We start from the raw sequence: 18,978 nt of genomic DNA on the forward strand, positions 1-18,978 counted from the left end.
TTTAGTATAGCTATTTGCCATCATGGCATTCGGAGCAGCCATTGCAGCTAAACAGTGAAGCACTCGTGACCGCGCTTAACCTTGAACCGCATGTCGAGGGTGGTTACTACCGAAGAACCTATCAGGCTGATCAACAGCCTATGGTCGAGACGATTGGTGGTCCACGTTACACGATGAGCTCCATCTATTACCTGTTGACCACAGATTCGCCCGTCGGCCAGTTTCACCTGAACCGATCCGACATCATGCATTACTACCACCTGGGCGACGCCATTGAGTACAGCCTGATTTTCCCGGACGGCACATTAAAAACTGTCGTGATGGGCAGCGACGTTTTGGCCGGAGAATGTTTGCAGCTGCATGTACCAGGCGGCATCTGGAAAGCTTCGCGGTTGATGAAGGGATCGACGGGATTCGGTTTGATCAGTGAAGCGGTAACACCAGAGTTTCATTTTGCGGACATGGAAATGGGCGACAGGAAAAAGCTCAGTGAAGAATTTCCAGAGCATGGAGGGCTGATTGAGCAACTGACGAGAGATTGAGGATCGAGGGGGAATCAGTGCTTCAAAATCTGCGTGCAACCGGGCTGATCTCGAAATACATTGTTACGTGTAATGTATATTATGTTAAATGATGTGTCTGGGTGGAACTTCTTCCAAGGGCCTCTCAGCGAACTTCGCCTATGGGCATCCAAGGACTCTATAGATCTCAGAAACTACCTGCATCGTTGCGTCTTCGATCGTTCCTTCATTACGGCATAAAACCCAGCCGTGATCTGCAATCGCTCGCTCGAACGCATTGGTACAAGCGACTTGTTCTTCCAGCTTATGGATCACAGTACTGCTCAGCCCACGCTGTCGTGCCGCTGCTCTCGCCCATGAAATATCAGGCGCGGTGACAACCCCGACATGCAGGTCTGGCACTCGCACGTTTCGATCAATGTTCAACTGTAGAATCTCTGCAAACGGGACTGTCCGGCGAAACGCGGCTTCAGACGGATACCAGCGATCGATCAAGATGATGCTGCCTGGTGGCTGTTTAGTCAGCACGTGCCGGGAAATCCAGTTACGGCTATCAGCAAAGCGCTCACAAACCACCAACTCCAAATCCCGGGTGGGATTTCTGACGAGTTTGTTAACGAGGGTCATTGTTTCCCCCCTAAAAGGATCGCTTTTTTTCTCGCAAAGTCGGATCACCTTCTTGTTGTCTGCCCTCAGTACTTTCGTAACGGCCTCCAACAGTGTGGTTTTGCCGGTTCCCTTGGGCCCATCCAGAGATATAAACAGCGAACGATTCATTCTTCACATAACGATTGATATACGGTTTTTTGGCCCGGTTCGTTCGCTGGAACCGCTTGGCGCGACTACGCAAATCGAGTGGAGGGTTCTTATGAACAGAGATTGATGAACACTTTAACCCGGTTTCCGGCTAACGGGTCTCAGAATCCAGGGGGCCAGCCGCTTATGAACATCGGTCATTCCCCATAAGTTAAACCGGATAGCTCAAGTCGCTCCCAAAAGGCATCGCTCGCAATCTGTGCAAGCGTCAACAAAGCGTTACTTTTTTGAAACACTTCACAACCGTAGATCAGTAAAACCTGATTTTTGACACTCTCCCGATATGCGGTCACAACTTTTGCACTCCGCTGGGTCCTAACACGGTGGTCGTCGATGGAATATTGGCGTCTAGCGAGGTTCTTACCCGATACGGAGATAAGCTAATGATTTTCAATGTGCAAAATTATGGCGCCAAAGGAGATGGCATCACAGACGACACGGCAGCGATACAAAGTGCGATTGATGCGGCGGCCGCTGCAGGCGGTGGGCAGGTGTATATGCCGACCGGGACATATATTGTTTCGGGAGGTGAGGAACCCTCCGACGGCTGCCTGATGCTCAAGAGCAACGTCTATCTATACGGCGACGGCATGGGCGATACGACCGTTAAGGTGGCTGACGGCTCCGACACCAAAATCACGGGGGTCATCCGCTCGGCCTATGGCGAAGAAACCCATGACTTTGGCGTCAGCAACCTCACTATCGACGGTAACCGCGACAACACCACCGGCAAGATCGACGGCTGGTTCAATGGCTACATTCCCGGTCAGGAAGGTTACGACTCCAACGTCACCCTCGACAGCGTCGAGATCAAGGATTGCTCCGGGTACGGTTTCGACCCCCACGAGCAGACCGTCAACATGGTCATCAAGAACAGTGTGTCCCACGGCAATGGCCTGGACGGCTTCGTTGCGGACTTTCTCAGCGACAGCACCTTCGAAAACAACGTCGCCTACGACAATGACCGCCACGGTTTCAACGTCGTCACCAGCACCCACGACTTTACCCTCAGCAACAACGTTGCCTACAACAATGGCGGAAGTGGCATCGTGGTGCAGCGCGGCAGCGAGGACATCCCCTCCCCCAGCAACATCACCATCACCGGTGGTGAGGTGTACGGCAACGGCGCTGAAGGCGTGCTGGTCAAGCTGTCCAGCGATGTAACCGTCAGTGGTGTCGATATTCACGACAACGCCAGCGCCGGGATCCGCATCTACGGCAGTAACCATGTCGAGATCATCGACAACACACTCAACAACAACTCTCTGGGCGCCCCCGTACCGGAAATCATCATCCAGTCCTACGACGACACGCTGGGCGTGTCCGGCAAGTACTTCAACGGCAGCGACAACACAATCCAGGGCAACATCATCAGCGGCAGCAACCTGTCGACCTACGGTGTTGCAGAGCGCAATGAAGACGGCACCGATCGCAACGCCATCATCGGCAACACCATCAGCCATACCAGCAAAGGCGCCACACTGGTCTATGGTGACGGCAGTTACGTAAACGCCACGGTGCCCATGACTACCGTGCAAGGCACGGCTGGCAACGACACTCTGCTGGGCAGCGCGGCCAGCGAAATTTTCTATGGTGCAGCAGGCAACGACACTATCAATGGCGGGGCCGGTGGCGACATTCTAGTGGGCGGTGCGGGCATCGACAAACTCACCGGCGGCACGGGTGCCGATACGTTTCGTTTCGTCGCCCAGTCCGACAGTTACCGCAACGCAACCGCAAGCTTCGATGACACCATCACCGACTTCGACGTCACCCAGGACAAGATCGACCTCGCCGGCCTCGGTTTCACCGGCCTGGGCAATGGCCGTGGTGGCACCTTGCAGGTCAGCTACAGCGCTGGCAACGACCGCACCTACATCAAGGACTACGATGCCGACGTCAGCGGCAATCGCTTCGAGTTGATTCTGTCGGGCAACCTGGCGAGCACCCTTACCGCCAGCAACTTCATTTTCAATCGGGTGGTCACCGGCACTAGCGGCAGCGATTCGCTGTTGGGTAGCGATTCGGCCGACACCCTGCTCGGTCTGGCGGGCAACGACAGCCTCAGCGGCGGTGCAGGCGACGACAAAATTGACGGCGGCACCGGCATGGATACCCTTACCGGTGGCGCCGGGGCGGACACCTTTGTGTTCTCCAACCGCCTGGACAGTTACCGCAACTACAACACCGGCGGCGCCAACCTTGGAGACCTGATCACTGACTTCAATATCGCCGCCGATAAGATCGATCTCTCGGCCATGGGTTTCACCGGCCTGGGTGACGGCAAAAACAACACCGTGTACCTGGTGCTCAACACTGCCGGTACCAAGACTTACATCAAAACCCTGACCGCCGACGCCAATGGCAACCGTTTCGAGGTAGCGCTGGACGGCAATTATCTCGACAAGCTGACCAGCGCCAATTTTGTCTTTGCCACTTCGCCAACGGTCAACCACGCGCCGGTGGTGGCAACGGCGTTGCTGGATCAGAGCGCCACCGAAAACACCCCGTTCAGCTACGTCGTGCCGGCCACCAGTTTTACCGATGCGGATAACGACAGCCTCAGCTACACCGCCCAACTGGCCGATGGCAGCGCCCTGCCCGGTTGGCTGACCTTCGACACCGCTACCCGTAGTTTCAGCGGCACGCCCAACGACACGGCATCGGGCAATTACTCCATCAAGGTCACTGCATCCGATGGCAGCAACGCAACCGTCAGCGACAGTTTTACGTTGGCTGTACAGGACGTACCCACCGCACCCACTGTGATTAATGGCACACCGAACAACGACACGCTGACGGGCACCGCTGCCAACGAACAACTGTTCGGTGGCGCTGGTAACGACACCCTTAATGGCGGCGCCGGCAACGATATCCTGGTCGGCGGCACCGGCGCGGACAAACTCACCGGCGGCGCGGGCGCCGATGTATTCCGCTACACCTCAAAACTCGACAGCTACCGCACCGCGTCCACCAGCGCCAGTGACCAGATCCTCGATTTCGACGTGACCGCCGACAAAATCGATGTCTCGGCGCTCGGCTACACGGCCTTGGGCAATGGCCTGAACGGCACGCTGCAAGTGACCTACAGCGCTTCGAGCAACCGCACCTACCTCAAGGATCTCACCGCCGACGCCAATGGCAACCGTTTCGAAGTGTCGCTGGCGGGCAACTTGGTGAACAGCCTGACGGCCAATCATTTTGTCTTCGCGGACCAGAACACTCCCAGCAATGTTGCGCCGGTGGTGGCCATCCCCCTTCTCGACCAGAACGCCACCGAAAGTTCGCCGTTCAACTACACCGTAACCCACGACAGTTTCACCGACGCCAACCAGGATGTGCTGACCTACACTGCGACCCTCGCCGACGGCAGCGCCCTGCCCGCTTGGCTGAGTTTCAACGCCACCAGCCTGGCGTTCTCCGGCACGCCGATCAGCACGGCGTCGGGCAATTACAACGTCCTGGTCAAGGCCACCGATCCTTCTGGTGCGTCGGTCAGCGACAGCTTCGCCCTGGTGGTGGCCGATGCGCCCGCCAACACCATCACTGGCAGCAACAACGCCGAAAGCCTCAACGGCACGGCGGGCGCCGACCTGATCCTCGGCCTCGGTGGCAACGACACCATCAAGGCCGGCACTGGCGCGGACATCGTCGACGGCGGCGGCGGACGCGATTCGCTGTACGGCGGCGACGGGGCCGACGCCTTCCGCTACACCGACGTACTCGACAGTTACCGCGACTACGACACCGGGGGGGTCACGGCGACCGACACGGTCTACGACTTCACCGCGGGCGTCGACAAGATCGACGTTTCAGCGCTGGGTATTCTCGGCCTCGGCGATGGCAGCAATGGCACGCTGTACATGACTCTCAACGCGGCCGGCGACAAGACCTACATCAAATCCGCCGAGGCCGACGTCGATGGCAATCGCTTTGAAATCGCCCTCAACGGCAACTACCTCGACACCCTGACCGCCAGTGATTTCGTGTTTGGCGAGCGCGCCCAGCAAGACATCCTCTACCTGCCCACACTCGGCCAATCCAATGCGCGCCTTTTGCGCATGACGGAGGACGACGATCAATCCGGCACCTCGATGCTGGTAAAAGACCTGGACCGCTACACCCCCTATGACGTGCGCAGCCAGTTCACCGACGCCGATGGCAATGGCATCGACATCGCGGTGGGTGGCAGCACGGTCAATGGCCTGTCGACCTTGGGCGCCGAGGAACTCAAGTTGTGCTGGTGGCTGACCGACACTAACCAACCCGGGCCTGCACTGTTGCGTGCCGTGGCGTTGCTGCAGGACCAGCTCACCGAACTCAAATCCATCGATAACGTCACCATGGGCATCATCTGGGGCCAGGGCGAGGAAGCCGCTCAGGAGATTGGCCGCTCCACGGACAAAGCCGCAGCAGCATCGGCCTACAAGGCCGCGACCCTGAATGTGTTTGATTACCTGCATGCCCAGTTCGGCAACTTCAGCGTGTACATGATGGAAACCGGTCACTACGAGCAGGACGCTGCGCGTGCCCGTGGTTATTCGGAAGAGAAGATTGCCTCAATCGTTGCGGGGGTTGGCTATGTCCGCGCCACCCAGGAGGCCATCGCCGCCGAGCGCGCCGACGTCAAGCTTGCGGTGGACTACACCGACCTGCCCTTGCGCTACGAAGTCGATCCGCTGGTCTATCCCGATGACGTCTGGCACCTGCACGAGGAATCAGCGGAAATCGTTGGCCAACGCCTGGCCGATTACATTGCCAATGACCTGGGCTTCCAGGGCGATCTCACCGACAACAACAGCGTGCAGGCCATTTTCGACAACGCTCAGAACCAGGGCGGGATGATTGCCGGCACTGATCAAGCGGATACCTTGGTGGGCAGCTCGGGCAACGACACACTGGATGGCGACTTGGGCGCCGACACAATGACCGGTGGCGATGGCAACGACATCTACGTGGTCGATAACGCGTTCGACAGTGTGGAGGAAACCAACACCTCGACCGCGCAGATTGATACCGTGCAGGCCTCGGTCAGCTGGACGCTGGGCGCCAATCTCGAGAATCTGGTGCTCACCGGCGTGTCGGAAATCGACGGCACCGGCAATGAGCGGCGTAACTTCATCACCGGCAATGCTGCCGACAACGTGATCGATGGTGCCGCAGGGGCCGACAGCATGAGCGGTGGCGATGGTGACGACACCTACTATGTCGACAATGTCGACGACACCGCGATCGAGACCAACAGCAATGCGGTGCCTGGAGGAGTCGACAACGTACACAGCAGCCTGGCGGCCTATACCCTCGGCAGCAACGTCGAGAATCTGTATGTCGATAGCGCTGGAGCCGCCAATGGGACAGGCAATGCGCTTGACAACACGCTGTTCGCCGGTGCCGGCAACAATGTGCTGGACGGACGCGATGGCAACGACACAGTGTCCTTCGAGCGGGCCTTGGCGGGCGTTACTGTAAACCTGTCGACGTCCGCACAACAAAACACCGCGGGGTCGGGGCTCGACACCTTGAAATTCCTCGAAAACGTGACGGGAAGCGCCAACGCCGACAGTCTGTCGGGCAATAGCGCCGCGAATATCCTGAACGGTGGTGCCGGTAACGACACGCTGGTGGGTGGTTCGGGCGATGACCGACTGATCGGCGGCGCAGGCACCGACAACCTGACCGGCGGCACTGGCGCGGACACCTACGCGTTTGGAGCGCTGTCGGACATGGGCGTCGGGGCTTTACGCGATGTGATTAGCGGTTTCAAGACCACTGAGGGTGATCATCTGGATTTCACCAGCCTGGACGCCAACCCGCTGACCGCCACCGTCGACGCATTCATGTTCATTGGCAGCAACGCCTTCGACCCCACCAACGCCACTGGCCAACTACGCTTTGCCGACGGCATCCTCTCCGGCAGCGTCAACGCCGACGTCACCCCCGAGTTCGAATTCGAGATGGTGGGCGTCAAGGAGCTGCAGGCCAGCGATTTCACAGCCTGACCTGATGTGAGGGAGCCTGCTCGCGATAGCGGTCGGTCAATCAGCTTCCATGCTGAACGTACCGCCGTCATCGCGAGCAGGCTCGCTCCCGCAGGGTTTTTTCGGTGCCTGAAAATCAAAGACCAACACAGACTAATGTGGCGAGGGGATTTATCCCCTCGCCACAATTCACCACGGCCAGTCGCGCTGCCAGTGCAGGACTGGCTTCACGCTCATTCCTCTTTGAAGGCCGCAAGCAAGCGCTCACGCAAAGGTTTCATCAGGTAATTCATCAAGGTGCGTTCCCCCGTCACCACCGTGACATCGGCGAGCATGCCGGGGCGCACCAGCAGACCAGCGGCCTGCAGCGAGGCGACGGTGTCGGCGGGAATTTCAACCTTGGCGGAAAAGTACGGCTGGTGGGTCTGTTCATTGATCAACTGGTCCGCCGACACCGTAGTCACAGTGCCGGTGACCGTCGGCGTATCCACCCGTTGCAGGGCAGTGAAATGCACATGCACCGGCAAACCCGGGCGTAGCTTATTGGCCATCAGCGGCTCGAAACGCGCGGTGATCGCCATCGGCGCATCCAGCGGTACCACCTGCATCAGGGTTTGGCCAGCCTGCGCAACGCCCCCGACCGTGTGAATGCTCACGTCCATGACCTGTCCGGATACCGGCGCACGGATCGCGCCGTTGTCGACTTCAAACTGCAAGGCATGAATCTGATCGGCATAACCGGCCGCCTCGGCAGAGACTTCGCTGAGCTGCGTTTCGGCATCGCGGCGAAATTCCTGCTGCACCTGCAAGGCCTTGAGCCGGCTTTCGCTGATCGCCTGGCGGGTCCTGCCAACATCGCCCACTCCGGAGGAAATCTGTCCAGCCAATTGGGCTGCATTGCGCTCGGCCTCGAGCAGTTTGTTACGCGGAATGTAACCTTCACGGGCAAGATTGCGCAGGCCTTCCAGCTCCTGTTGCTGGAAGTGCATCTGCGCGTCGTAGTTGCGCTTGACGCCCTCGTAGCCGAGCAATTGCTGCTGCAAGGCCGCGGCTTCGTGTTCGATGATCTGCAAACGGCTGCCCAGTTCTGCACGGCGGGTCAGAAACAGCTGGCTCTGTAAGGCCATGGCGGCCTTGACCCGCGGCTCGTCGGCACGCTCCAGCAGTTCAACGGGCCATTGGATCTCGGCTGAACCCAGGCGCTCGGCGATCAACCGCGCCTCGACGCTACGATCATTGAGCAACTTGCCCAAAGTCACGTCCCGTTGCGCCTGCGCCTGCACCGTATTGAGCTGGACCAGCAACTGTCCCTGGGTGACGCGCTCGCCATCGCTGACCAGCAGCTTTTCTACCACCCCACCGACCAACGACTGCACAGCCTTGCGTTCGCCCGCCACCACCACGGTGCCGCTGCCCACGACACCCTGGTCGAGTGGCGCCAGACAGGCCCAGAGCAGGAAACCGCCCAGTGTCAGGACCAGGAAACCCACACCATAGCGTGCCGCGCCCCCGGCGTCGGTGCTGGCGCGTGGCTGCACTGTGGTGCCGCGCGCACTCAGCCCATGCTCGCTGTACGTTTGTGCCTCAGGGGTCAGATCACGCATCTCCGCCAGCCTCCCTGACCGCGGCCGGTCTTGGCCCCGGTCTCAATGCCTTGAGCAACCGATCCCTTGGACCGAATGCATGTTGAGTACCGTCCTTGAGCACCAGGATGTGATCAACCACTGCCAGCACATTCGGCCGGTGGGTAATCAGCACCACGGTGCTGCCAGTAGCCTTGAGCGCATTGATGGCCTGCACCAGCGCCACCTCTCCGGCTTCATCGAGATTGGAGTTGGGTTCATCGAGCACGATCAGCGAAGGGTGCCCATAGAGCGCGCGAGCCAGGCCGAGGCGTTGCTTTTGTCCACCGGACAAGCCAAGCCCTCCGGGGCCCAGCGGCGTATCGTAACCCTTGGGGAATTTGAGGATCATCTCGTGAATGCCGGCGTGACACCCTGCGGCGATGATCTTGTCGGCGTCCTGCTCGCCGAAGCGGGCAATGTTGTCGGCCACACTGCCGTCGAACAGCTCGATGTCCTGCGGCAGGTATCCAAGGTGCGGGCCCAGGGCGTCGTGGGACCATTGACTGATCTCGGCGTCGTCCAGGCGCACCGACCCGCCCATGGCCGGCCATACCCCGACCAGCGCTTTGGCCAGCGTTGATTTACCACTGGCGCTGGGGCCAACGACGGCGAGCACATCACCTTTGGTCAGGCTGAAATTGATGCCCCTCAGGATCGGTTGCGAGGCGCCGGGCGGGCCGACATACACCTGATCCAGGCGCAGCGCGCCGGTGGGCGGTGGCAACGGCATGCGCAGGCGCTCGCGCGGTTGCTGAGCAAGCAGTTGGCTCAGGCGCTGGTAACTCTGGCGTCCAGAGTTGAATTGCTTCCACGAACCAATGGCGATTTCCACGGGAGCCAGGGCACGCCCCAGCAGCAGCGACATCGCAATCATCATGCCCGCAGACAATTGGCCTTCCAGTACCAGCAGCGCCCCCAGGCCCAGGGCCAGCGACTGTCCGGAGATGCGCACGAAGCGGGTCGTCGCGGTGATACGCGCGCCGCGGTCGCTGGCATGGGACTGGGCGGCAATGATGCGTTGCTGCAGCAGACTCCAGCGCTGGCGCAACGGCCCGAGCATGCCCAGAGCCCGGATGACTTCGGCATTTTGTAGCGTGCTGTTTACATAGATCGACGACTGCACGCCCAGGCGATTGGCTTCGTCCAGGCGTGTGCGCGTCGCTAACTCGCCCCACAGCGCCAGGCCGATCAGTACCAGCGCGAGAACCAGCGTCAGCACGCCGAACCAAGGATGAAAGATGAACGCCACCAGCACGAAGATGGGCAACCACGGTGCATCCAGCAAGGCGATCAGGCCCTGGCCGGTGATTAACTGCCGTAGCGTCGCCAGATCGGTGAGCACCTGCGCCGGGTTCGCGTTGTGCTCACGCAGGCTGCGGGCGAAGGCGGCATCGAAAATCCGCTCGCCCAGGGCTTCGTCCAGCCCGGCGCTCATGCGAATCATCACCTCGCCGCGTGCCCACTCGATCAGGGCGCTGAACATGAACAGTCCCAGGGCGATCAAGGTGAGCATGAATAAGGTGGTTTCGTTGCGACTGGTCAGGACCCGGTCGTACACCTGCATCATGTAGAGCGACGGCACCAGCACCAGCAGGTTGATCACACCACTGAACAGCGCCAACGACCAGAACACACGGCGATAGCTTAATAACGCGGCATCAATGTCATGCCGTGGATCGAGAAGCAAACCCATAGAGTGTCGCCCGCAAAAGGAATAGTCGGTCCAAGACGCAATCCATCGCGAGCTTTTTGCCCTCAGGCATTGGAAAAAAATAGACGTAGTCTGACGTGCCGCTAATCAGAGACGATCCTCGTCGCTAGGCGTGAAATACTGACAACGCAACCTCGGGTTAGTGCGGGCCGGGTTGTTGGGGGTGACGGGCGGGGATGTTGCACAGCGCCACGAGTGAGAAAGCATGGAAGACCGCGACCTCTTCGTTGCAGGGGATCGCAAATCCTTCTGAGACGGGCGGGTAGTAATTGCTGGTTTTATCCAATCTTGAGATTTCTCCCTCCGCAGCGTATTAGTATTTGCACCTGACTGACGCGATCCGGTGCGGCCAATGCGTGAAATCTACAGCGTCTTCAACTCCAATGGAGCCTATGAAACCGCTGCCCATGAGCATGATGAATTCATGATCATGGTGCCGGAACATGGTTTGTTGCGATTCAAGGACGAACAAAGCGGCCGTTCGACGTCGATAGTTGACCGACAGTTCGTATTGGTCCCACCCCAGTGGAGCCATTCCTCATCGTCAATGACAGTGAGCCAGGGGCACGTTGCGTTCTATGTCGACCCGGATTACATGAGCTATGCCCTGCGTGATCTGTCCGGTGATGCCAATCGTTTGTTGCGAGTACCGACGTTGGGTATCTGGCACGCCTCGGCACCGTTTCATCATCTGTTGCTGGCGAAAAAGGCCTTCAGCCAACCGGATCGCTACGTGGATCGGCGTCGGCAAATCACCCAGACCGACCACTTGCTGCTCCTGGAATGCCTGGCGATTTCCCTGAGCCAGCCAAGCCTGCAACGTTCTTCGACCGAACGTCATGGTGCGGCATTGGTGCGTGATGTTCAGCGCTATCTGGATGGCAACCTTGAACAGTCTCCGGGACTGGACGAGATCGCTGAAGCCTTTCATGTTTCACGACGCCACCTCACCCGCTTGTTTGCCCAACACACTGGCGAATCCGTGTTGGCCTGCGTTCAGCGCATGCGCCTGGAGCGAGTGAAGAACCTGCTGCAGCACACGCGCATGTCGGTGCTGGAGATTGCCAACAGTGTCGGCTACGAGTCCCCTTCCCACCTGGCCCAGGTTTTCCGACGCGCGCAGGGCTGCTCGCCTGACGAGTTTCGCCGTAACACCAACCGGTAAACCCTCCCGATTATCCATGGCCCGATCTCGCGCATGATGAGGCCCGATCCCGTGCGCCCGGAATTCCTCCGCCCTGCATCCTGAGCCCTGATAAAACAACAAGAGGATGGGGCCGTGAGGCAAGAACCCTTTATCAGTTTCGCTGATGTGCAGAAGAGTTTTAAGGTCGACGGGCGCCAGTTTGTGGCCGTGCGCAATGTATCGCTTGAGATCCAGCGCGGCGAAATCATTACGTTGGTCGGCCCGTCCGGGTGTGGCAAATCGACGTTGTTGAACATGACCGCGGGGCTGTTCGGTCCTACCGAAGGTCGGGTTCATTACGACAGCGCCGAAGTCAAAGGTGTCAACACCCGCGTCGGCTACATGACCCAGGCTGACCACTTGCTGCCGTGGCGCACAGTCGCCGGCAACATCGCCGTACCGTTGCAGATCCGGCGCATGGGCAAGCGTGAAATCGACGTGCGAGTCGAGGAACTGTTGGCGCTGGTCGGGCTGACCGGTTTCGGTGCCAGCTACCCGAACCAACTGTCCGGTGGCATGCGAAAACGTGCTGCGATGGCCCGATTGCTGGCCAGCGATCCTGAGACCTTGCTGATGGACGAACCGTTTGGAGCCCTCGACGCGCAGATGCGCCTCACGCTGCAAACCGAACTGTTGCGACTGTGCAAGAAACTGAAAAAAACCGTGCTGTTCGTCACCCACGATGTCGACGAAGCCATCGCCCTCGCCGATCGCTGCGTGGTCTTTGCCGGACGTCCCGGCACCATCGATCACATCCTTGAGGTGTCACTGGCGCAGCCACGCAATCTGGTGCAACTGCGTTCCGATCCGCACTACGTCGAACTCTGCGCCGCCCTTTGGCAGCGCCTGGCCCCAGACATCGCCGGCGCCGCCGATCCTTCCTCGCTGGCTCACTCTCTGGAGGCCCTATGATTCAGGTCTATCGCTTGCTGTTCCTGGTGTTTCTGCTGGTGCTGTGGGAAGGCATTTCCCGTTGGTTCGGCGTCGAGTTTTTCATCAGCCGGCCTTCTGCCGTGGCGGCCAGTTTGTGGAAGATCCTGCTCAACGGCGTGTTTTTCTACCACGCAGGGATTACCACGCTGGAAGCCGTACTCGGATTCTTCTTCGGCTCGGTCGCCGGTCTCGCTGCTGGTCTGCTGTTAGGACGGGCCAAAGTCCTGGCCGACATCCTCGACCCCTTCCTCACCGCGTTCTACAGCTTGCCGAAGGTCGCTCTCGCGCCATTGTTTATCCTCTGGTTCGGCATCGGCTTGCCGATGAAAGTCATACTGACCGCAGCAGTGGTGTTCTTCCTGGTGTTCCTCAATACCTACAGCGGTGTGCGCAACGTGTCCCGCGAGCAGTTGACCATCCTGCGCCTGATGGGCGCCCGCGAACGTGATTTGTTGAGCATGGTGGTCATCCCCTCCGCGTTCACCTGGGTGTTTACCGGGTTGCGCCTGTCGGTGCCGTACGCACTGATCGGCGCACTGGTGGGTGAAATCATCGCTGCCAATCGCGGGCTCGGCTACTTGCTCTCCGACGCGGCTTCGCAGTTTGACACCGCCGGTGTGTTCGCCGCGCTGGTGGGCATCATTGCCCTGGCGCTGATCCTCAATACCGCGGTCAAGCTGGCCGAACGCCGTTTGATGCCGTGGAAAGCCAACGACGCCGAACGTGAAGTGGCGGTTTGAGCACACCTACGATTTGATTATCCGGAGTTCCATCATGTTCAAACGTCTAGTAACGGCGACCGCGTTCGCCAGCGTATTGCTCTGTGGGTTCGCGACTCAGGCCGCCGAGTTGACCAAGGTCAAACTGGCGTTTCCCAGTGAAGGCTTCTTGTATGTGCCGATCTATGTCGCGCAGAAGCTCGGCTATTTCGCCGAAGAAGGGCTCGACATCGAAGTCATCGTCTTCCAAAAAGGCGGTTCTGCGGCGCTTACCGCTGTGCTCGGACGTGATGCCGACGCCTATGTCGGCCTACCTGCCGTGGCGATTCGTGCCCGCACCAAGGGCCAGAATGTCCAGGCATTCGCCTCAGTGCAAACCCAGTTCGGCAGCACGGTGGTGATCGATGCGGCATCTGCCAAGAATGCGGGCGTATCCGCGGCGTCACCGCTGACTGCCCGGGCACAAGCCTTGAAAGGATTGAAAATCGGTGTCACCGGTCCCGGCAGCACCACCGATATGCTGGTTCGCTATCTGGCCAAGGACGCAGGCCTGAGTCCGGACAAAGACCTGACCATCATGCCGATTGGCGGCGCGCCGAACATGCTGGCGGCGTTTTCCCAGGGCAGCATCAATGGTTTTTCGCTGTCACCACCGACTATCACCACCGCCGAACAGCAAGGGGGATTTGTGCTGATGGACCTGGCCAAGGGTGAATATCCGCCGCTCAACGGTTTCCTCTTTACAGCGATGATTGCTCGGGAAGACTGGCTGGCCAGTAACACCGACACCGCACGAAAAATGGTGAAGGCTCTGTGGCGCGCCGAGCAACTGATCGCCACCGATCCGGACAAGGCTCGGGAAGCCGTGCGGCCGTACTTCGCTCACACCGCCGCGCCGATTTTCGATTCGGCATGGGCAGCGTCACTGCCCTCTTACCCGGCCACGCCAAGGGTCGAGTTGTCGGGCGTCCAGAAGAACATCAGTTTCATGAACGCTGTTGAAGCGGAACCGGTCAGCCTTGATCCGCACACAGTATTTACCAATGCCATCGTCGATGCAGTTGCACCCGTTTTATCGGACGCTCAAGGAGCGCAGAAATGACCCCGCAAGTTCATCTGGTCAATGTATTCCCTGCTGCGGAAAACGGCGGCAACCCGGCACCAACCGTTGCTCGCGCCGACGGTATGAGCGCTGCCGACATGCAGGCAGTGGCCCAGGCTTATGGTCACGAATGCGGCTTCGTCTGTTCGCCACCGGCCGGAACCGACTATGACTTCAGCTTCCGTTTCTGGGTGCCGAACCACGAAATGGAGATGTGTGGACATGCCTCGGTCGGCGCCGTCTGGCTGCTGGACCGACTGGGGATGTTGCCTAAGGATCAACTGTCGATCTGGACCTTGAGTGGACGCGTGGACGCGCGGGTCACGCGCGATGGGGATGGTGGCGTACAGATCGAAATCACCCAGCCCATAGGTCAGGTCGAAACGCTCTCGTCCCCGGACATCGAAGCGGAAATCCTCTCGGTGCTGGGCATCAGCTCCAATGAGTTGGCTCCGCTACCCATCCAGAACGCGGCCACCAGCCGGGTGAAAACCCTGATCCCGCTCAAGAGCGTAGCGGTGCTGGATGGACTGAAACCCGACTTCCGACGGGTTGAGCAATTGTGCGAGCGCATCGGCTCAACCGGTTTGTACCCCTACGCAGCACTGGACCTCGCCACTCGACAATTCGACGCACGACAGTTTCCAAAATCCTCCGGCTATCCCGAAGATGCGGCCACCGGTATTGCGGCCGCTGCCTTGGCCTTTGGGTTGCTGGAAAACGGCCTGGTGAGTGCTGATGAGCGCCCGGTGCGTGTTCGTCAGGGCCGGGCTATGGGCCGCCCTTCGGAGATATCGTTGCGCTTTCGCCGGGATGCTCAGGAGCAGATCCAGGGATTGTGGCTCGGCGGGCCGGTGAGTTTTGCGCAGGTGAACCCATGAGCATTCGAGAGAGACTGACGCTGTTGGGCCTGCAATTGCCCGATGCCCCTGCCCCCAAAGGTGACTACGTGCCGGTGGTGATCCACAGTGGTGTGGCCTATGTCAGCGGGCAGGTGTGTCGACTGGCCGACAGTGTAATCAAAGGTCCGGCTCGGGCAGACATGCCTGCAGAAACCTTGATCCTGGCTGCTCGCACCTGTGTGTTGCGGGCTTTGAGTGCGCTTGAGCAAGCGATCGGTGATCTGGAATGCGTCGAGCGGATTCTGTTCGTACGCGGATTTGTCTATGCCGAGGACGGTTACCAGGAATACTCAAAAATTCTCGACGAAGCTTCGCGTTTGCTGATCGAGTTGTTTGGCGAGCGCGGGCAACACGCGCGCTCTGCACTGGGCGTCGCCGGGCTTCCAGGCAGCGGATTGCTGGAATTGGAACTGGTGGCGGCAGTGCGTTAGAACGCTGTCTCACCAGCCCAATCAATCAACCATGAAAGCTCTCGCGTTGAGGTGGCACATTCCTCAGCGCGACTGCGGCCTGGGAGCCAATGTCGACGCTTGCCTCTTATCCATGGCCCGATTCCGCGCGTGATCAGGCCCGATCCCACGCGCCCAAAAAATTTCCACCTTGCAAACTGCCCCCCTGACAAAACAACAAGAAACAATAGGAAGGTGTTTATGCCAATGCTCCCTCGCCATCCATCGCTCGTTAAGCGCAGCCATCTCCAAGTGGTGGTGTGTGTTTCGACACTCGCGCTATCGTTGACCGCCTGGGCGGCCACTCCTGGTCCCACGAAGTCCTACCAACAACCTGCGCTGGAGCCGATTGGCGAAGTGCAGGCCATTTATGACGGCAATCTCAGCGAGGACCTGGCCGTCACTACCTTTCGCAATACTGATCGTTTGTTTCCTGTGCGGGCCATCAAGGCGGGCAGCCACCCTTTCCCGTTACCGCGCAGCGGCACGCCACTCGGCCCGGTTGCCTTTGACTATAAAGGCAAGCGCTACAGTCTCGATGACTACGTTGCGCTGAATCGGGTAACAGGCCTGTTGGTGCTCAAGGACGGTCAAATCGTCACTGAGCGATACGAAAAAGGTAATACCGCCGACACCCGCTGGATGTCGATGTCGGTGGCGAAATCTATCACCTCTACCCTCGTGGGCGCTGCATTGCAGGACGGCGCCATCAAAAGCCTTGATGACAAAGTCACCCACTATTTACCCGCGCTGGCCGGTAGCGGATACGACCAGGTCACCGTACGTCAAATTCTGTCCATGCGCTCCGGAATCAAATGGAACGAGAAATACACTGATCCAACATCAGACGAACGACAGTTGATCAAGCTGCGAATCGAACAAGTGCCTGGATCGCTCCTCAAGTTCATGGCAAGCCTGCCTACCGCTGCACCTCCTGGCACTCGCACCAACTACAGCACCGGTGAAACGCAAGTCTTGGGACAACTGGTCAGCGCCGCCGTGGGCAAGCCACTGACGCAATACCTGAGCGAAAAGATCTGGGTTCCCTATGGCATGCAAACCGATGCCAAATGGTGGCTCGACGGCCCCAATGGCAATGAAGTGGGCGGCAGCGGAATCAGTGCAACCCTTGAAGATTACGGGCGTTTTGGCCAGTTTTTCCTCAGCGGCGGCAAGGCCGGTGCACAGCAAGTGCTGCCTGAAGACTGGATGAGCTTCGCCAGCGCGACCACTGGCACAGATGCGGCCTACGGTGACTTTGCCAACATGTGGTGGCCAGGCTGGACCGATGCTTCCAAGGCCGATAAAGCCTTTACTGCTGCAGGCACTTTTGGTCAGTACCTCTACATCAACCCGACCAAAAATGTGGTGATTGTAGTGTGGCAAGCACAGACCAAACCCACCGGTGGTGAGGTTATCGACGACATGGTCGCCTTTGACGCCATCAGCAATACCCTTCAGTAATCGGTTTCTCGGGTTCATGTATAGGCGTTGGAAAAACGCCTATACATGAAGAAGGCAGCCAGAATTTATTCTCTAATGCTGTTCTAGCGTGTCGGCATAGGCGTCCTGATTGACAGGCGCGTGGATCGAGACGCCATACGCAATCAGGCAGCCAACCCCGCAGCTTCCCACCACCAGGCACATGGGCCACGGGGTGCCATCGGCCAGGCGACTGACCCACAGACTGGCCAGCGCCCCGGTGGCGAATTGCACCGAAATACCGAGGGCGACACTCGCCCCCGCCTGCCTCGGAAACATGCTCATCAGGCTTGCCGTGCAATTGGCTCCGAGCAACCCGGTGACGCCCATGTACAGCACCATGCAAAGTACGATGCTCCATAGCCCGCCCCACTGTGCTTAAGGAAATGGGAGGTATTTAATTTGCGGGTGTCTGGAATGACGCCAGCTCGCTTGTTCAGGGTTTCATAATCTTGATACTTGCGAACGTTGACTCATCACGCGCCTGATCCAGCAAATTCATCGGCCTTGCCGGCGGAAATACTTGCAGAGTCGGACTTGCTGCCACTTGCGGTTGCGCCACCAGTCGCTCATCGCTGGGTGGAATGCCGAAACACTCGCGATAGCACTTTGAGAAATGGGGGGTGGACACAAAGCCGCACACCACCGACAACTCTACGATGGAGATCGGCGTTTGCTTGAGCAACTGACGTGCGCGTATCAGGCGCAATTTGAGGTAATACCGCGACGGCGAGGAATGTAGATATTTCTGAAACAACCGCTCGAGCTGTCGACGGGACAAGCCAACATAACTCGCCAGTTCGTCGAGCTCGATCGGCTCTTCCAGATTGGCCTCCATCAAGGCGACGATTTCCTGCAACTTCGGTTGATGGGTGCCGAGCATGTGCTTGAGGGGCACTCGTTGGTGATCCTGCTCGGTGCGGATTCGCTCGTAGACGAACATCTCGGAAATGGCCGCTGACAGTTCATGACCATGATCGCGACTGATCAGGTGCAGCATCATGTCCATTGGCGCGGTTCCACCGGAGCTGGTGAAGCGGTCCCGGTCGAGAGTGAATAAACTGGAGCTGAGGTTCACGCGCGGAAAAGCTTCCTGCATGGCGGCCAGAAATTCCCAGTGCACGCTGCAATCGAACCCGTCGAGCAAGCCTGCCTGGGCCAAGGCCCAACTGCCTGTGCACACGCCCCCGATCCGCTTCGAGCGTCGCGCCTGGGCTCGCAACCAGGCAACGTGCTCCCGGGTCACGGCGCTTTGAATGCCGATGCCTCCGCAGACAATCACGGTATCAAGCATCGGTGCGTTATTGATCGACGCATCCGGAGTGATCGGCATGCCGTCGCTTGCCCACACCTGCTCGCCTCCCAAACTGAAAGTGTGCCAACGATACAGCTCTTGACCGGTCAGCTGGTTGGCCATTCGTAGCGGCTCTACAGCAGAGGCCAGAGAAATCAAAGTGAATTGGTCCAGCAGCAAAAAACCAATGGTTTGGGGAGAAACGGCCCTGGGGGTGTCATATGCCATCGAAGATTATTCTCCCAGTGAGCGGTAATGGC

Annotated in this window: 14 protein-coding genes; 9 read left to right on the forward strand and 5 right to left on the reverse strand. The window is 59.0% G+C overall.

What is annotated here, in order from left to right; all coding sequences use genetic code 11:
- Positions 1 to 41: 41 nt before the first annotated feature.
- A complete protein-coding gene (locus KGA97_RS00255) occupies positions 42 to 542 on the forward strand; it encodes a cupin domain-containing protein (protein WP_207284313.1) in 501 nt (166 codons plus the stop codon).
- Between the two features lie 138 nt (positions 543 to 680).
- On the opposite strand, the gene KGA97_RS00260 is transcribed toward KGA97_RS00255, so the two are convergent.
- Positions 681 to 1,298 (reverse strand): dTMP kinase, encoded by a 618-nt coding sequence (locus tag KGA97_RS00260; RefSeq protein WP_223480000.1) that lies wholly within the window; start codon positions 1,296 to 1,298, stop codon positions 681 to 683.
- 422 nt (positions 1,299 to 1,720) lie between these two features.
- Between KGA97_RS00260 and KGA97_RS00265 the strand changes: the two genes are divergently transcribed.
- Positions 1,721 to 7,336 carry a putative Ig domain-containing protein gene (locus KGA97_RS00265; protein ID WP_223480001.1) on the forward strand — a complete coding sequence of 1,872 codons (5,616 nt, stop codon included), beginning with the start codon at positions 1,721 to 1,723 and terminating at the stop codon, positions 7,334 to 7,336.
- Between the two features lie 212 nt (positions 7,337 to 7,548).
- On the opposite strand, the gene KGA97_RS00270 is transcribed toward KGA97_RS00265, so the two are convergent.
- Together KGA97_RS00270 and KGA97_RS00275 are read right to left on the reverse strand one after the other, a co-directional pair.
- Positions 7,549 to 8,919, reverse strand: a complete 1,371-nt coding sequence (locus tag KGA97_RS00270; protein ID WP_223451438.1) for an HlyD family type I secretion periplasmic adaptor subunit — start codon at positions 8,917 to 8,919, stop codon at positions 7,549 to 7,551.
- Positions 8,912 to 10,633 carry a type I secretion system permease/ATPase gene (locus KGA97_RS00275; RefSeq protein WP_008041537.1) on the reverse strand — a complete coding sequence of 574 codons (1,722 nt, stop codon included), beginning with the start codon at positions 10,631 to 10,633 and terminating at the stop codon, positions 8,912 to 8,914. The genes KGA97_RS00270 and KGA97_RS00275 overlap by 8 nt, the downstream gene beginning before the upstream one ends.
- 370 nt (positions 10,634 to 11,003) lie before the next feature.
- Between KGA97_RS00275 and KGA97_RS00280 the strand changes: the two genes are divergently transcribed.
- The 7 genes from KGA97_RS00280 (at position 11,004) to KGA97_RS00310 (ending at position 17,406) form a co-directional block, all read left to right on the forward strand.
- Positions 11,004 to 11,816 (forward strand): helix-turn-helix domain-containing protein, encoded by an 813-nt coding sequence (locus tag KGA97_RS00280; RefSeq protein ID WP_008041536.1) that lies wholly within the window; start codon positions 11,004 to 11,006, stop codon positions 11,814 to 11,816.
- Between the two features lie 114 nt (positions 11,817 to 11,930).
- Positions 11,931 to 12,749, forward strand: a complete 819-nt coding sequence (locus tag KGA97_RS00285; RefSeq protein ID WP_223480002.1) for an ABC transporter ATP-binding protein — start codon at positions 11,931 to 11,933, stop codon at positions 12,747 to 12,749.
- Entirely contained in the window at positions 12,746 to 13,510 is a 765-nt protein-coding gene (locus KGA97_RS00290) for an ABC transporter permease (RefSeq protein WP_008041534.1), read from the forward strand. The genes KGA97_RS00285 and KGA97_RS00290 overlap by 4 nt, the downstream gene beginning before the upstream one ends.
- Positions 13,511 to 13,544: 34 nt before the next feature.
- Complete coding sequence (locus KGA97_RS00295; protein WP_192227191.1) at positions 13,545 to 14,591, forward strand: ABC transporter substrate-binding protein; 1,047 nt, start codon at positions 13,545 to 13,547, stop codon at positions 14,589 to 14,591.
- Entirely contained in the window at positions 14,588 to 15,472 is an 885-nt protein-coding gene (locus KGA97_RS00300) for a PhzF family phenazine biosynthesis protein (RefSeq protein WP_192227190.1), read from the forward strand. The genes KGA97_RS00295 and KGA97_RS00300 overlap by 4 nt, the downstream gene beginning before the upstream one ends.
- Positions 15,469 to 15,924, forward strand: a complete 456-nt coding sequence (locus KGA97_RS00305; RefSeq protein ID WP_192227189.1) for a RidA family protein — start codon at positions 15,469 to 15,471, stop codon at positions 15,922 to 15,924. Before KGA97_RS00300 ends, KGA97_RS00305 begins: the two co-directional genes overlap by 4 nt.
- Before the next feature lie 219 nt (positions 15,925 to 16,143).
- Complete coding sequence (locus KGA97_RS00310) at positions 16,144 to 17,406, forward strand: serine hydrolase domain-containing protein (protein WP_223480003.1); 1,263 nt, start codon at positions 16,144 to 16,146, stop codon at positions 17,404 to 17,406.
- Between the two features lie 72 nt (positions 17,407 to 17,478).
- On the opposite strand, the gene KGA97_RS00315 is transcribed toward KGA97_RS00310, so the two are convergent.
- On the reverse strand, positions 17,479 to 17,709 hold the full coding sequence (locus tag KGA97_RS00315) for a hypothetical protein (protein ID WP_223480004.1): 231 nt from the start codon (positions 17,707 to 17,709) through the stop codon (positions 17,479 to 17,481).
- 151 nt (positions 17,710 to 17,860) lie between these two features.
- The gene (locus tag KGA97_RS00320) at positions 17,861 to 18,946 is read right to left on the reverse strand and encodes a GlxA family transcriptional regulator (protein WP_008041524.1); all 1,086 of its coding nucleotides are present in this window, start codon (positions 18,944 to 18,946) and stop codon (positions 17,861 to 17,863) included.
- Between the last annotated feature and the right edge of the window lie 32 nt (positions 18,947 to 18,978).

The sequence above is a fragment of the Pseudomonas sp. BF-B-15 genome, assembly GCF_019946675.1.
Classification (GTDB): Bacteria; Pseudomonadota; Gammaproteobacteria; order Pseudomonadales; family Pseudomonadaceae; genus Aquipseudomonas; species Aquipseudomonas migulae.